A 13,433-nucleotide genomic window follows, 5' to 3' on the forward strand; every position below is an offset into this window, starting at 1 on the left:
TGACGTGCTGGCGCGTCCCGCTCACAAGCACGCATGACATAAGAAAAGGGAGGCTTCATGCTCAGGAACTTGTTCTCACTCGAAGGACGCATCGCGCTCGTCACCGGCGGCTCGCGCGGCATCGGCAAGATGATCGCATCCGGCCTGCTCGCGCATGGCGCGGCGAGGGTCTACATCACCGCGCGCAAGGCCGGGCCCTGCGAGGCGACCGCCAAGGCACTGACGACGGAATATGGCGGCGAATGCGTCGCGCTGCCGATCGACATTTCGACGATGGCCGGCATCGAGACGCTCGCGGGCGAGATCAAGAAGCGCGAGCCCAAGCTCGACATCCTCGTCAACAATGCCGGCGCGGCGTGGGGCGCCGACTTCGACGAATTCCCGGAGAGCGGCTGGGACAAGGTGATGAACCTCAACCTCAAGACGCCGTTCTTCCTGACCAAGGCGCTCGCAGCTCCCTTGCGTGCGGCGGCCAGCGCCGAACGGCCGGCAAAGGTCATCAACATCGCCTCGATCGACGGCATCTTCGTCAACCCGCTCGAGACCTATTCCTATGCGGCGAGCAAGTCCGGCCTGATCCATCTGACGCGGCGCATGGCGGCCAAGCTGATCAAGGACCACATCGTGGTGACCGCGATCGCGCCCGGACCGTTCAAGTCCGACATGAACAAGGCCGCGCGCGACAACGCCGACGAGGTCGCCTCGCGCGTGCCCGCCGGGCGCATCGGCACCGACGAGGACATGGCGGGCACAGCGATCTTCCTCGCCTCGCGCGCGGGCGACTACGTGGTGGGGAATACGATCGCGGTCGATGGCGGTATCGTCTACGCAAACCCGGGGATTCCGGGCGCGGGCTGGGATAGCTGAGAAGGGCGAATAGCGAATAGCGAATAGCGAATAGCGAATAGCGAATAGCGAATAGCGAATAGCGAATAGCGAATAGCGAATAGGCTACTTCCCCTATTCGCTACTCGCAACTCGCTATTCGCCTCTCATCAAGTCTCGATCTTCACGTACTCGAAGTCACCCGGCTTGTTGTCGATGCCGACCTTCGGGGGCGCGATCCACGACGCGTACTCGCCGATCTCGGTGACCGGCTTCATCAGTGAGGAGATGTAGGCACCGTCATCGGTCGAGGGCAGCCAGTCGCTCTTGCGCTTGGCCCAGGTCCCCTCGTCGATCAGGATACCGTCGGGCGTCGCACGGACGTCCTTGAACTCGCCGATGGCGCGGTGGAAGGCGGTATGCGGCAGCTTGAGCTGGAAGTCGTAGCCGGCGGTGCTGATGATCTTGTTCCAGCGCAACAGGCCCTTGACGCAGTCCTGCGAGTAGTCGTCGCGCAGGCGCATGTTGAGCGCGGTCAGCGCCGGCTCGTCGACCCGCTTGATCTCGCCGTCGACCAGCTTGAGCACCGGATAGGTCGCGTTCTTGAGCTGGTGATCGTCCTGGATCTGGGTCTCGTGATAGCGGCCCTTGATGCCGGCATTGAAGGCGTTCGCAGCGTTGGTCGAGACCTCCGAGCCGAACAGGTCGAGCGACAGCGTGTAGTGCAGATTCAGCTTCTTCTGGATCGTCGGCAGATCGATGACGCCGAGCGCGCGGACCTTGGCGATGTCGGTGGGATCATCTATCCTGGCGGCCCGCATCGCCTCGACGGTGCGCTGGATGACGCGGCCGACGCCGGTCTCGCCGACGAACATGTGATGCGCCTCCTCGGTCAGCATGAAGCGGCAGGTGCGCGACAGCGGATCGAAGCCGGACTGAGCGAGCGAGTGCAGCTGCATCTTGCCGTCGCGGTCGGTGAAGTAGGTGAACATGAAGAACGACAGCCAATCCGGCGTCTTCTCGTTGAAGGCGCCGAGCATGCGCGGGGAATCCGCGTCGCCCGAGCGGCGGCGCAGCAGCTCGTCGGCCTCCTCGCGGCCGTCGCGACCGAAATATTTCTGCAGCAGATAGACCATCGCCCAGAGGTGACGGCCCTCCTCGACGTTGACCTGGAACAGATTGCGCATGTCGTAGAGCGACGGCGCGGTCTTGCCGAGATGGCGCTGCTGCTCGACCGAGGCCGGCTCGGTGTCGCCCTGGATCACGATCAGGCGGCGCATCAGCGCGCGGTATTCGCCGGGCACCTCCTGCCAGGCCGGCTCGCCATAATGCTCGCCGAACGGGATCTTGCGATCCTCTTCCTGCGGAGCAAGGAGAATGCCCCAGCGATAGTCCGGCATCTTGACGTAGTCGAACTTGGCCCAGCCGCGCGGATCGACCGAATAGGCCGTGCGCAGATAAACCAGCGACTGCTGGAAGCCCTCGGGGCCCATGTCATTCCACCAGTCGACATAGCCGGGATGCCAGCCTTCCAGCGCCTTGAGGACCTGGCGGTCCTCGGCGAGATTCACGTTGTTCGGAATCTTGGTCGAGTAATCGACGTTCATGATGTTCATGTTCATGGAGACCTCCCGGGGGCTTTGATCTGTTGGAGGCGAGTAGCGAATGGCGAGTAGCGAATAGGGGTTCCAGACATCCTTCCCTATTCGCTATTCGCCACTCCCTATTCGCTCCCCTTACACTCGCGTCATGTCGTATTGCGGCCGCTCGCCGGTGCCGTAGCGCCGGAGCGCGCCCTCCTCGCCGACCGCGTTGGGGCGCTGGAAGATCCAGTTCTGCCAGGCGGTGAGGCGGGCGAAGATCTTCGATTCCATCGTCTCGGGGCCGGCGAAGCGCAGATTGGCTTCGAGACCCGTGAGGCTGTCCGGCGAGAAGCTGGCGCGCTCCTCGAGGAAGACGCGGATCTCGTCCTCCCAGTCGATGTCGTCGAGCGCGAAGGTGACGAGGCCCAGCTCCTCGGCCTCATCGGCCTCGAGCGGCTTGCCAGTCTGCGCGCGGACACGCTCGAGATCGCTGGGATCCGCGAGGAAGCGCGACTCCAGCCGCGTCAGGCCGTGACTCATCGGATAGGGGCCGAAATTCATCGCCGACAATTCGATCGCCGGCGCCGGACGGTTGTCGCCCTGGATGGTGCCGATCAGCATGTAGGAGCGGTCGGAGGCGAACACGAGCTCGGCGAGTGTGCCGGCAAAGCAGGAGCCGGGCTCAACCAAGGTCACCAGCGTCCGCGACGTGACATCGATGCGCTTCAGAACGCGCTTCCAATAGTGACGGATCTCGTTGACCAGCCAATGCGCCTTGTTGGCCTCCAGGAAGGCGTCATGGGCTAGCACCTGGGCACGGTCGCCATGCGACTTGAACACCAGCATGGCGATGCCGAGCTCGTTGATGCGCAGATGCAGGATGGCATCATCCAGCTCGCGCGCAACCTGCAGCGGCCAGAACGATGCGCCCTGCGCGATCATGCCGTCGATGTCGGCGGGCGGCGCGGTTTCGGGGGCCGAGATCGTGATCGTAGCGATGCGGGCGGCGCGATCGATGTCGACGTTGACGAAGCCGTAGCGTACGCTTGACGCATCGATCACGCGCTTGAGCGGCGTGAGCGCAACGCCCTTGCCGCGGCCGTTGCGCTTGGAGGCGGCCGCGAACTCCTTGGCGCGCTCGGCCACCTTGGCATCGACCTTGGAGTTCGGCGCGATCTCATCGACCAGTCGCCACTGCACGGCGCGCTTGCCCTTGACGCCCTCTTCCGTCGTGCAGAACGCATCGGCGCGATCGCGGCGCACCTTGCGCTTGTCGACGACGCGCGTCAGGCCGCCGGTGCCCGGCAGCACGGCGAGCAGCGGAACCTCCGGCAGCGACACCGAGGACGATCCGTCATCGGCGAGGATGATGTGGTCGGTGGCGAGCGCGAGCTCATAGCCACCGCCGGCCGCTGTGCCGTTCACCACGGTAATGAAGCGCTGGCCGGAATTCTCGCTGGAATCCTCGAAGCCGTTGCGGGTCTCGTTGGTGAACTTGCAGAAGTTCACCTTGTGGGCATGGGTGGCGCCCGCGAGCATGCGGATGTTGGCGCCGGCGCAGAACACGCGCGGCTTGGCCGAGCGCAGCACCACGACCTTCACTTGCGGGTGCTCGAAGCGCAGCCGCTGCACGGCATCTGCAAGCTCGATGTCGACGCCGAGATCATAGGAATTGAGCTTGAGCTGGTAGCCCTCGAACAGGCCACCATTCTCGTCGACGTCCATGGCGAGCGTCGCCACCTCGCCGTCGATCGAGAGCTTCCAATGTTTGTAGCGGGAGGGATCGGTCTGAAAATCGATGAACGTCTTGCCTCCCGCGAGCACGCGGTCTTCCCCGGCCATGAGTCACCCTTCGTTGGAGTGCTTATCGTTGAGATGCACAATAATTCATGTTTTGACCAACGTCTACGACAAAAAGCCGAAACATGCACTTTGTTTCATGTTCGTGATGCCGGGGCCGGCAAGGTCGCGGCCGCGAACTCGGCGATGACCCGCAAGGTGGCGTCAGGCGACTCGCGATGCGGGGAATGGCCGGTCTTGGGAAGCATCGTCACCTCGACCGGGCAGTAGCACTCCTCCTGGATGATCTCGACCTGGCGGATGGTACCGTACTGGTCGTCGATGCCCTGGATCACCGCGACGGGGACGCGGATGTAGGCGAGGTCGCCGGTGATGTCCCAGGCCCGGAATGCCGGATCGAGCCAGGCGCCGTTCCAGCCATGGAACGCGTTGTCGACGTCCTTGTGCCAGCGTCCGAGCTTGGCGCGCAGCTCCGTGGTTTCGTAAATGGTCTTGATAGCGGCGATCGACGCGACCGAGACGTCCTCGACGATCACGTGCGGGGCGATCAGCACGACACCGTCGAGGCGATGATCGGCGCGGCCGCCGGCGTAGATCGCCGCGATCGAGGCTCCATCGGAATGGCCGACGAGGAGACCGCGCTGGAAGCCGATCGCATCAAGTAGCTTCGGCAGCACATCGCGGGCCTCGCGTTGCATGTAGTCGAGCGGCCGCGGCAGCGTCACCGGGCTTGAGGCGCCGTAGCCGGCGCGCGAATAGGCGAACACGGAGGCGCCGGTGGCTTGTTGGAGCTTGTCGGGAAAATCGCCCCACAGGCCGACCGAGCCGAGGCCCTCATGCAGCAGCACGATGCATGGCGCGTCGGATGGCTGCGGACCGATCAAGCGATATTCGAGTTGAGCGGTGTCGATGGTGAGGAAGCCTGATGCAGCTAGCGCCATCGCGACCGCTCCGTCTGCACGTGATGTAAAATGCTCCCGCAGCTCGCTCCCTCGTTCCCTCCCCCCTTGTGGGGGAGGGCTAGGGAGGGGGGTAAGCCACACGCACCGGCGCGCGTGGTACCCCCCTCTCCACCTCTCCCCCACAAGGGGGGAGAGAGCCGAGCGGAGTTCGCGGCGATGAGTTGCGTCACCATGCACATATCCCGGCCCCGACATTCCGGACGGCGCAGCGAAGCTGGGCCGATCCGGAATCTCGAGATTGTCTGTCGCTTGATCTCACCCACGTCGAGCTTCCGGATTCGCGACTGCGGCGCGCGCGGGAATGACAGCCAATGACAGCTAATGTGCCCCCTCGCGCAGCTTGAAGCGCTGGATCTTGCCGGTCGCGGTTTTCGGCAGGCTGTCCACCACCTCGATCCAGCGCGGATATTTCCACGGGCCGATCTTCTGCTTGACGTGTTCCTTCAGTGCCTCGTGCAGGGTCGAGCGATCGACGCTCGGGCGCAGCACGACATAGGCCTTGGGCTTCAACAGGCCTTCCGGATCGGCTTCCGGCACCACGGCCGCTTCGAGCACGGAGGGATGCGTGATCAGGGCGCTCTCGACCTCGAACGGCGACACCCAGATGCCGGAGACCTTGAACATGTCGTCGGAGCGGCCGCAGAAGGTGTAGCGCCCATCGGCGTCGCGGACATATTTGTCGCCGGTGCGCGTCCAATAGCCCTCGAAGGTCGAGCGGGTCTTGTGGCGCTGATTCCAGTAGCCCTCACCGGCGGACGGTGCATGCACCAGCATCTCGCCGACCTCGCCGTCCGGCACGTCCTGGCCGGCCTCGTTGACAAGACGAACCTGATAGCCCGGCACAGGGCGCCCCGATGAGCCGTATTTGATGTCCCCGGGCGCGTTGGACAGGAAGATATGCAGCAGCTCGGTCGAGCCGACGCCATCGAGAATGTCGACGCCGAACCGCGCCTTCCAGGCATTGCCGACCGATTCCGGCAGCGCCTCCCCGGCCGAGGTGCAGATGCGCAGAGCGCTGCCGGCCTTCTCATGGCGCAGCGACTCATCGTGCAGCATCGCGGCGAACAAGGTCGGCACGCCGTAGAAGATGGTCGGATTGTAGCGGTTGAGGAGCTTGAACATCAGCGCCGGCGTCGGGCGCTCGGAGTTGAGGATCGTGGTTGCGCCGACCGACAGCGGGAAGGTCAGCGCATTGCCGAGGCCATAGGCGAAGAACAGCTTTGCGGCTGACAGACAGACATCGCTCTCGCGGATGCCGAGCACTTGGCTGGCATAGGTCTCGGCCGTCGCGGCGAGATTGCCGTGCAGATGGCGCACGCCCTTGGGCATGCCGGTCGAACCGGATGAATACAGCCAGAACGCAGGCTCATCCTCGTGGGTCGCCACCGTGTCGAACTGATCGCTCTCGCGCGCGAGCTCCTCGGTGAGCAGCTTGTGGCCGAAGGCATTGGCGCCGGACACGACGACGCAATCGAGATCCGGCATCCGGCCGACAATGTCCTTCACCACGGGATACAGCGCCTCGGACACGAACAGCACGCGGGCGCGGCAGTCGGCGAGCACATAGGCGTATTGTTCCGAGGTCAGCAGCGTGTTGAGCGGCACCGGGACGACGCCCGCGCGCATCGCGCCGAGAAACACCGCGGGGAAATCCACCGTGTCGAGCATGATCATCGCCACGCGCTCCTCGCGGCGGACGCCAAGGCGGCGCAGCATGTTGGCGACGCGGCAGGTCTGCTGTTGCAGACCGCGATAGGTCAGCTCCGAGACCGTGTCCGTGTAGGCGAGCTTGTCGCCGCGACCCGCCTCGACATTGCGGTCAAGCAACCACGACACCGCATTGTACGACTTCACGGCATTCTCCCCGGATTTTTGAATTATAATTCATACAAGGCCATCAACGTCGCTTGCTGTCAATCCTCCTCGGCATTATGTTTCCTGGTCAAAAGAGTACCATAGGGATATGACGCCACACAGCGATGCCCCGCGCGACGACGGCCAGTCCGCGGCCGAGACCGATTTCCTCGACCAGCTGGGCCAGCGGGTGCGGCGGATGCGCGGGCTCGCCGGCATGTCGCGCAAGGTGCTGGCCGAGGTCTCCGGGATTTCCGAGCGCTACATCGCCCAGCTCGAAAGCGGCAAGGGCAATGTCTCGATCGTGCTGCTGCGCCGGATCGCCAATGCGATCAACGCGCCGCTCGACGACATCATCCCCGGCGGCGAGCCATCGCCGGACTGGCCGGTCATTCGCGATCTCCTGAAGAAGGCGAGCCCGAGCCAGATCGCGGAGGTCAAGGAGCTGCTTGCCGGCAGCGCATCGGCGCCGCTGCGGCGTTCGTTCTCAGGCATTGCGCTGATCGGCCTGCGCGGCGCCGGCAAGTCGACGCTGGGCAAGATGCTGGCGGAGCGGATCGGCTGGAGCTTCGTCGAGCTGAACAAGGAGATCGAGCGGCAGAACGGGCTTTCGGTTGCCGAGATCATCGCGCTCTACGGCCAGGAAGGCTTTCGCCGGATGGAGCAGGCCGCCCTGGTGCAACTGCTCGCGCGCAAGGAGCCGATGGTGCTGGCGACCGGCGGCGGCATCGTCTCCGAGCCGGTCACCTTCGACCTGATCCTGACCTCGTTCTACACCATCTGGCTCAAGGCCGAGCCGGAGGAGCACATGGGGCGTGTGCGCAAACAAGGTGACCTGCGCCCGATGGCCGACGACCGCTCGGCGATGGCCGAGCTGCGCAACATCCTGGCGAGCCGCGAGCCGCTGTACGCAAGGGCCAATGCGGTGGTCGATACGGCGGGGCTGTCGGTCGAGGCAGCCGCTGTGCGGCTGAGCGATGCCGTGCAGCCGGTGCTGACGGGCGACGCCCGGATGTTCGCGCGGGCGTGAGACGTCGTGCGACTTCGACCGCGCCGCAAGCGTCCGGTACGCATTAACCACCACCCACATTTCAATACCGGCGAGACTCGCCACACACCCTCCGATTGATTAATCAATCGTTAAGTCATTGGAGGACGTGGGATGCAAAATCGTCGTCGTGAGGCTCGCCAGCGCGTCTACTATGGCGGCGTGCTGACCTTCAATTCAGGCTGCTCGACGCTGGCCTGCGTCGTGCGCAATTTCAACCACCGCGGCGTCAAGGTCGAGCTCGAGGGCAGCGTGCTGCTGCCGGACCGCGTCGAGATCAGCATCGAACGGCGCGGATGGTCACGACCGGCGCAGATGGTGTGGCGCGACGGCGCGGGCGCCGGCCTCGCCTTCCATCACGACGATGGCGAGGTGATCGATCTCGAAACGGCGCGCGCCTTGCGCCTGCAGGAGCGCGCCAACAGGCAGCTCAAATCGCGCCTCGAGCAATTGCTCTCGGGGCACTGAGCAAATGTCCGAATCCTCGCAAGAGCACGACGACTGGCTGATCGCCCCCGATGCGCCGCCGCCGGTCGCGGCGCGCACCGCCGAGCGCCCGCGATCGCACTGGCTCCGGCGCGTCACGCTGCTGCTCGCCGCTCAATATGTCATCGTGCTGGTGATCGGCGTCGCCGCGGCCTCGACCGTGCGCGCATTCGTGCTGCCGGAAGTCACCGGTCGCTTCGAGGCGCTTGCAGCGGCGCTCAAGCGAACGCCGCTGCCTTGAGTTCTGAGCTGGTCACTCGATCTCCCGCAGCTCCGCATAGGTCAGCGGCAACAGGCCGGTGCCGTCGAAATAGACAAAGCGCAGCCGGCGGCGGCGTGAGATGAAGTTCGACGGCAGCGGATCGTAGCGGAAGGTGCCGCCGCCGAGATGCGGCGTCAGGCTGCCGACGTCGGTCAGCGCGTCGATCTCCACCCGCAGCAGCTTGAGGCTGGCGCCATCGCGCAGGATCTCGAACGGGATGCGCGCCAGCCGCAGGAAGCTGGTCGGATCGGGGGCGGCGATGAAGCCGTCGACGAAGGCGGCCTCGACCTTGTCGAGGTCGGGCTCGACGATGGCGGCCGGCTTGGCGCCCTCGGGCTGGTGCGGCGTCTGCCACTGCACCGGTGTGCGCCCGTGCGGATGGTTGTGCCCGGGGCCGTGCGGCGGATGGTCATGATGATGGTCGTGATCATGCGGATGGCCATGATCATGGTGGCGATCGCCGTGGTGGTGGTGGTGATGTCGCATCGCAGGCCTCAATAGCTGACCGGCTTGTTGATGATGGACTTGTGGCTGCCGAGCTTGCCATGGGCGACCATCGAGCCCAGCGCCTCGACGACGACGCGGACGCCGATCAGCGCGGTGATGTCCGAGGTGTCATAGGGCGGCGAGACCTCGACCACTTCGAGGCCGCATAGGCCCTCGGCGGCGACGAGGCCGAGCAGCTTGAGCGCCTCGCGCGGCAGGAAGCCGCCGGGCTCGGGCCAGCCGGTGCCGGGCACGAAGCCGCAATCGATGGAGTCAACGTCGAACGAGATGTAGACCGCGTCGGCATCCTTCCAGGCCAGCTCGAGCGCGATCTCCGCCGTCTTCTCCAGACCGATCTTCTCGATGTCCGCGATGGTGAGGACGTTGGTGTTGCGCTTGCGCGCGACCTCGACACCCTCGCGCGGCACCTGCCAGCCGCCGATGCCGAGCTGCACCAGGTTGGTCGGCGAGACGTTCGGCAAATTGGTCGCCCAGTACCAGGGCGTGGTGTGCATGCGCTCGTCGAGATCCTTCTCCTGGATGTCGATGTGGCGGTCGAAATGAATGATGCCGATGCGCTTGTCGGTACACTGCGCGATGCCGCGCACGCAGGGGAAGCCGATCGAATGGTCGCCGCCGAGCATGATCGGCAGCGCTCCGGACGAGAACACATGCGCGACGCCGCGGCTGATCTGGTCGAAGCTCTTTTCGAGGTTGGCGGGAATGGTGAAGACGTCGCCGGCATCGCACAGGGTCATCTGCTCGCGCAGGTCGACCCCGAGCTCGTAGTTGTAGGGCGTGTAGAGCGCGGAGATGCGGCGGATGCCCTGCGGCCCGAAGCGGGTGCCGGGGCGATAGGTGGTGCCGGAATCGAAGGGAATGCCGATCACGGCGGCGTCGTATTTGGCGACGTCACGGACGTTCTCGACATAGGGCGCCTTCATGAAGGTGTTGATCCCGGCGAAATGCGGCAGCTCACCGCGCGCAAAGGTCGGGATGTCGCGATCGGTCAGGCTGTCGGCACCGGGCAGGCCCATGTCGAGCGCCCATTGCCGCTCCTTGCGCCAACCATTGCTCGGCAGCTTGCCCTCGGCCTCCAGCGCCTGCCAGCCTTGGGTGGCCATCTTGTCGAAGTCCGGATGGTGACGCCGCATGCTCCGGCGCTGCGGCTGCAATCCGGCGCGGCGCGACCGGCGCATGGATGGGAATGACATGAAGACTCTCCTTCGTTTCTTTCGACGTTTCTTGAACTGACTATTGCGCCGCCTGCACGCTGGCGCGGATGAAACCGAGCACGGGCACGGCGCTGTCGCGGGTGAGATCGAGGTCGTAGGTGATGCGCGCGCCGAACCGCTCCGGCGCCTGCGGATCCTTGCGCGGCCGGTCGAGTGCGATCAGCCGCGTGGCGAGGCCGAACGCCTCCTTGATGTCGTGGGTGACCATCACGATGGTCATGTTGTGCTCGCGCCACAGCGGCTTGATCAGCGAATGCATCTGGGCGCGGGTGCCGGGATCGAGCGCGCCGAAGGGCTCATCGAGCAGCAGCACGCGCGGCTGCTTCGCCAGTGCCTGCGCGATCGCCAGGCGCTGCTGCATGCCGCCGGACAACGCGCTTGGATATTTGTCGCGATGCTCGGCCAGGCCGACGGCCTCGATCAGCGCGAGGCTCTTCTCCATCGCCTCCTTGCGCGCCGACCCGAACAGCCGCGCCGTGAACGGGCTCGCCGCGAGCTCATAGCCGAGCAGCACGTTGCCGAGCACGGTCAGATGCGGAAACACCGAGTAGCGCTGGAACACGATGCCGCGGTCCGGCCCCGGCTCGGCCGGGAAAGGCTGGCCGTCGAGCAGCACGGCGCCTTGCGTCGGCTTCTCCTGGCCGAGGATCAGACGCAGAAAGGTGCTCTTGCCCGCGCCGGAAGGACCGACGATCGACAGGAAGGTGCCGGAGGCGATCTCGAGGTTGATGCGTTCGAGCACGACCTGGTTGCCGTACTCGACCCAGACGTTGCGGAACGAGAGCGTGCTCATCAGCGCGCTCCGCCGTCATATGCCCAGGGGAACGCGCGCCGGCCGATCCACACCAAGGCCAGGTCGAACAGATAGGCGAGCAGCGTGATCCAGACGACATAGGGCAGGATCACGTCCATCGACAGATAGCGCCTGACCAGAAAGATGCGGTAGCCGAGCCCGACGTCGGAGGCGATGGCCTCCGCCGAGATCAGGAACAGGAACGCCGGGCCGATCATCAGCCGCAGGCACTTGATCAGGCGCGGCATGATCTGCGGCAACACGACACGGATCGCGACCTGCCAGGTCGAGCCGCCGAGCGTTTGCGCCTTGATCAACTGCTCGCGCGGCATGGCCTGCACCTCGAGTGAGAGATCGCGCACCAGTGTCGGCGTGACGCCGATGACGATCAGCACCACCTTGGACAATTCGCCGAGACCGAACACGATGAACAGAACCGGCAGCACCGCCATCGGCGGGATCATCGACAGCACCGCGACCAGCGTGCCGAAGCCGGCGCCGGCCACCGGCAGCAATCCTATGGCGAGTCCGAGCACGAGACCGATTGCGGCGGAAATGCCGAGCCCGAGCGCGAGGCGCTGCAGGCTCGCCGCCGTGTCGGACCACAGCACGTAGTCGCCGGAGCGGCGATCAGGCTCGGTCGCGAGCCGCTTGGAGGTCGCGACCATCTCGGAGACCGGCGGCAGCAGCTTGTCGTCGGGATTGTCCGCGCGCCGCTGCGCCGATCCGACCACGTAGATCAGCGCGATCAGCAGGAACGGCAACAGGGCCAGCAACAGCCGGCTGCCCCGGTTCGGAACGACGTTCATGGCGCGCGGCATCGACAGACTCCGTCATTCCTCATTGAAAGGAGGCGCGCCAGCGCCGTCTCGAACCATGTGGCCCCGATCCGGGCGTCATTCTTCGAGACGCTTGCGCTCGCGCAAGCTCCTCAGGATGAGGGGAGACACTGGTTGCCCGGCGGGAACACGGTCAGAGCTTCCCTTCGGCCGCCATCTTCATGAAGGTCGGATCGAAGCGCAGCTTCACGTTGCTGGCCGAGCCCAGCGCCTTCGTTGGCGTGGAGATGCCGACCGCGTCCTTCGACTTCACCTTCTCGCCAAGCAGATTGTGATCGAAGCAGAAGGTGCGCACGAGATCCATGATCTTCGGCAGCTCCGGCCCGGTCATGAAGGCGAGCGCGTCCTTCGGCTCATAGTACATGAACGTGGTCTTGAGCTGGGTCTCGAAACCGGCGAGATCGGTGCCCGACAGCTTGGCCATCGCCTCGCGCGCGGCCTTGCCCTTCTCGCTCTGGTCCTTCATCAGCGCGATGGTCTCGTACCAGATGCCGGTCAGCGCCTTGCCGAGCTCCGGATTGTCCTTGAGCGTCGCGCTGTTGACGACCAGAAGATCCTCGATCTCGCCGGGGATCTTGCTGGAATCGAACACCAGCGTGGCACCCGGCTCGGCCTTCACCTCCAGCAGTTGCGGATTCCAGGTGACCACGGCCGTCGTGTCCGGCGACTTCGCGGCGGCGACGATGTCGGCATCCGACGTGTTGACGGTCTTGATGTTCTTCTCGGAGAGCTTCGCGGTCTCGAGGCCGCGCGCCAGCAGATAATGCGACACCGAGAGCTCGACGAGGTTGACCTTCTGGCCCTTGATGTCCGCCAGCGTCTTGCCCTTCTTCAGCACCACGCCGTCATTGCCGTTGGAATAGTCGCCCATGATGATGGCCGACGTGTCGACGCCGCCGGCAGCGGGGATGGTCAGCGCATCCATGTTGGTGACGGTGACGCCGTCGAACTTGCCGGCGGTGTACTGGTTGATCGACTCGACGTAGTCGTTGATCTGGGTGATCTTGATCGAGATGCCGTATTTGTCGGCCCATTTCTTGACGATGCCGGACTCGGCCGCATACGGCCACGGCATCCAGCCGACATAGATCGTCCAGGCGATATTGAATTCCTTCTTCTTCTCAGCTGACGCGGGCGACAGCGATGCGGTCGCCAGCGTCGATGCAGCGAGCAGTGCAACAAACAGATTTCGCGCTTTTCCCATGTCCAGTCCCTCATCGGTTTTCTGACCGCGGACTGGCATGAAGAACCTCGTGCCTG

At 64.9% G+C, this 13,433-nt stretch carries 13 protein-coding genes; 4 read left to right on the forward strand and 9 right to left on the reverse strand.

Annotated elements, in window-relative coordinates:
• The first annotated feature begins 57 nt into the window (after nt 1–57).
• Complete coding sequence (locus tag QX124_RS17355) at nt 58–867, forward strand: SDR family oxidoreductase (protein WP_315717136.1); 810 nt, start codon at nt 58–60, stop codon at nt 865–867.
• Between the two features lie 128 nt (nt 868–995).
• Here the strand turns inward: QX124_RS17355 and boxB are convergent, their stop codons facing one another.
• The 4 genes from boxB to QX124_RS17375 all read right to left on the reverse strand — a co-directional run bounded on the left by boxB (nt 996) and on the right by QX124_RS17375 (nt 7,006).
• Complete coding sequence (gene boxB, locus QX124_RS17360; protein ID WP_315797797.1) at nt 996–2,447, reverse strand: benzoyl-CoA 2,3-epoxidase subunit BoxB; 1,452 nt, start codon at nt 2,445–2,447, stop codon at nt 996–998.
• Between the two features lie 114 nt (nt 2,448–2,561).
• Nucleotides 2,562–4,250, reverse strand: coding sequence for a 2,3-epoxybenzoyl-CoA dihydrolase (boxC, locus tag QX124_RS17365; protein ID WP_315797798.1), 1,689 nt, complete (start codon nt 4,248–4,250; stop codon nt 2,562–2,564).
• Between the two features lie 95 nt (nt 4,251–4,345).
• Nucleotides 4,346–5,149 (reverse strand): alpha/beta hydrolase, encoded by an 804-nt coding sequence (locus QX124_RS17370; RefSeq protein WP_315797799.1) that lies wholly within the window; start codon nt 5,147–5,149, stop codon nt 4,346–4,348.
• A 339-nt stretch (nt 5,150–5,488) separates the two neighbouring features.
• Nucleotides 5,489–7,006: a benzoate-CoA ligase family protein gene (locus QX124_RS17375; protein ID WP_315797832.1), complete on the reverse strand. Its 1,518-nt coding sequence runs from the start codon at nt 7,004–7,006 to the stop codon at nt 5,489–5,491.
• A gap of 127 nt (nt 7,007–7,133) precedes the next feature.
• Here QX124_RS17375 and QX124_RS17380 point away from each other — a divergent pair, with 127 nt between their 5' ends.
• The 3 genes from QX124_RS17380 (at nt 7,134) to QX124_RS17390 (ending at nt 8,799) form a co-directional block, all read left to right on the forward strand.
• Entirely contained in the window at nt 7,134–8,054 is a 921-nt protein-coding gene (locus QX124_RS17380; protein WP_315797800.1) for a helix-turn-helix transcriptional regulator, read from the forward strand.
• Nucleotides 8,055–8,186: 132 nt separating this feature from the next.
• A complete protein-coding gene (locus QX124_RS17385) occupies nt 8,187–8,540 on the forward strand; it encodes a PilZ domain-containing protein (protein WP_315773699.1) in 354 nt (117 codons plus the stop codon).
• 4 nt (nt 8,541–8,544) lie between these two features.
• Complete coding sequence (locus tag QX124_RS17390) at nt 8,545–8,799, forward strand: hypothetical protein (protein ID WP_315740526.1); 255 nt, start codon at nt 8,545–8,547, stop codon at nt 8,797–8,799.
• Between the two features lie 12 nt (nt 8,800–8,811).
• Here QX124_RS17390 and QX124_RS17395 read toward each other — a convergent pair whose 3' ends face one another.
• From QX124_RS17395 to QX124_RS17415, 5 genes are all read right to left on the reverse strand, one after another.
• Nucleotides 8,812–9,180, reverse strand: a complete 369-nt coding sequence (locus QX124_RS17395) for a hypothetical protein (protein ID WP_315797833.1) — start codon at nt 9,178–9,180, stop codon at nt 8,812–8,814.
• 134 nt (nt 9,181–9,314) lie between these two features.
• The gene (locus QX124_RS17400; protein ID WP_315797801.1) at nt 9,315–10,520 is read right to left on the reverse strand and encodes an agmatinase family protein; all 1,206 of its coding nucleotides are present in this window, start codon (nt 10,518–10,520) and stop codon (nt 9,315–9,317) included.
• A 40-nt stretch (nt 10,521–10,560) separates the two neighbouring features.
• On the reverse strand, nt 10,561–11,334 hold the full coding sequence (locus QX124_RS17405; RefSeq protein WP_315773702.1) for an ABC transporter ATP-binding protein: 774 nt from the start codon (nt 11,332–11,334) through the stop codon (nt 10,561–10,563).
• Complete coding sequence (locus QX124_RS17410; protein ID WP_315773704.1) at nt 11,334–12,155, reverse strand: ABC transporter permease; 822 nt, start codon at nt 12,153–12,155, stop codon at nt 11,334–11,336. The genes QX124_RS17405 and QX124_RS17410 overlap by 1 nt, the downstream gene beginning before the upstream one ends.
• Nucleotides 12,156–12,306: 151 nt before the next feature.
• Nucleotides 12,307–13,377: a putative urea ABC transporter substrate-binding protein gene (locus tag QX124_RS17415; RefSeq protein ID WP_315797802.1), complete on the reverse strand. Its 1,071-nt coding sequence runs from the start codon at nt 13,375–13,377 to the stop codon at nt 12,307–12,309.
• Nucleotides 13,378–13,433 lie beyond the last annotated feature (56 nt).

The organism is Bradyrhizobium sp. SZCCHNRI3043 (genome assembly GCF_032377735.1).
GTDB lineage: Bacteria > Pseudomonadota > Alphaproteobacteria > Rhizobiales > Xanthobacteraceae > Bradyrhizobium.

What these genes read in the sequence shown, in the direction of transcription:
- boxC (WP_315797798.1), bottom strand. Translation starts at nt 4,250, where the DNA reads ATGGCCGGGGAAGACCGCGTGCTCGCGGGAGGCAAGACGTTCATCGAT.
- QX124_RS17370 (WP_315797799.1), bottom strand. Translation starts at nt 5,149, where the DNA reads ATGGCGCTAGCTGCATCAGGCTTCCTCACCATCGACACCGCTCAACTC.
- QX124_RS17410 (WP_315773704.1), bottom strand. Translation starts at nt 12,155, where the DNA reads ATGCCGCGCGCCATGAACGTCGTTCCGAACCGGGGCAGCCGGCTGTTG.
- QX124_RS17355 (WP_315717136.1), top strand. Translation starts at nt 58, where the DNA reads ATGCTCAGGAACTTGTTCTCACTCGAAGGACGCATCGCGCTCGTCACC.
- QX124_RS17405 (WP_315773702.1), bottom strand. Translation starts at nt 11,334, where the DNA reads ATGAGCACGCTCTCGTTCCGCAACGTCTGGGTCGAGTACGGCAACCAG.
- QX124_RS17400 (WP_315797801.1), bottom strand. Translation starts at nt 10,520, where the DNA reads ATGTCATTCCCATCCATGCGCCGGTCGCGCCGCGCCGGATTGCAGCCG.
- QX124_RS17415 (WP_315797802.1), bottom strand. Translation starts at nt 13,377, where the DNA reads ATGGGAAAAGCGCGAAATCTGTTTGTTGCACTGCTCGCTGCATCGACG.
- boxB (WP_315797797.1), bottom strand. Translation starts at nt 2,447, where the DNA reads ATGAACATGAACATCATGAACGTCGATTACTCGACCAAGATTCCGAAC.
- QX124_RS17380 (WP_315797800.1), top strand. Translation starts at nt 7,134, where the DNA reads ATGACGCCACACAGCGATGCCCCGCGCGACGACGGCCAGTCCGCGGCC.
- QX124_RS17385 (WP_315773699.1), top strand. Translation starts at nt 8,187, where the DNA reads ATGCAAAATCGTCGTCGTGAGGCTCGCCAGCGCGTCTACTATGGCGGC.
- QX124_RS17390 (WP_315740526.1), top strand. Translation starts at nt 8,545, where the DNA reads ATGTCCGAATCCTCGCAAGAGCACGACGACTGGCTGATCGCCCCCGAT.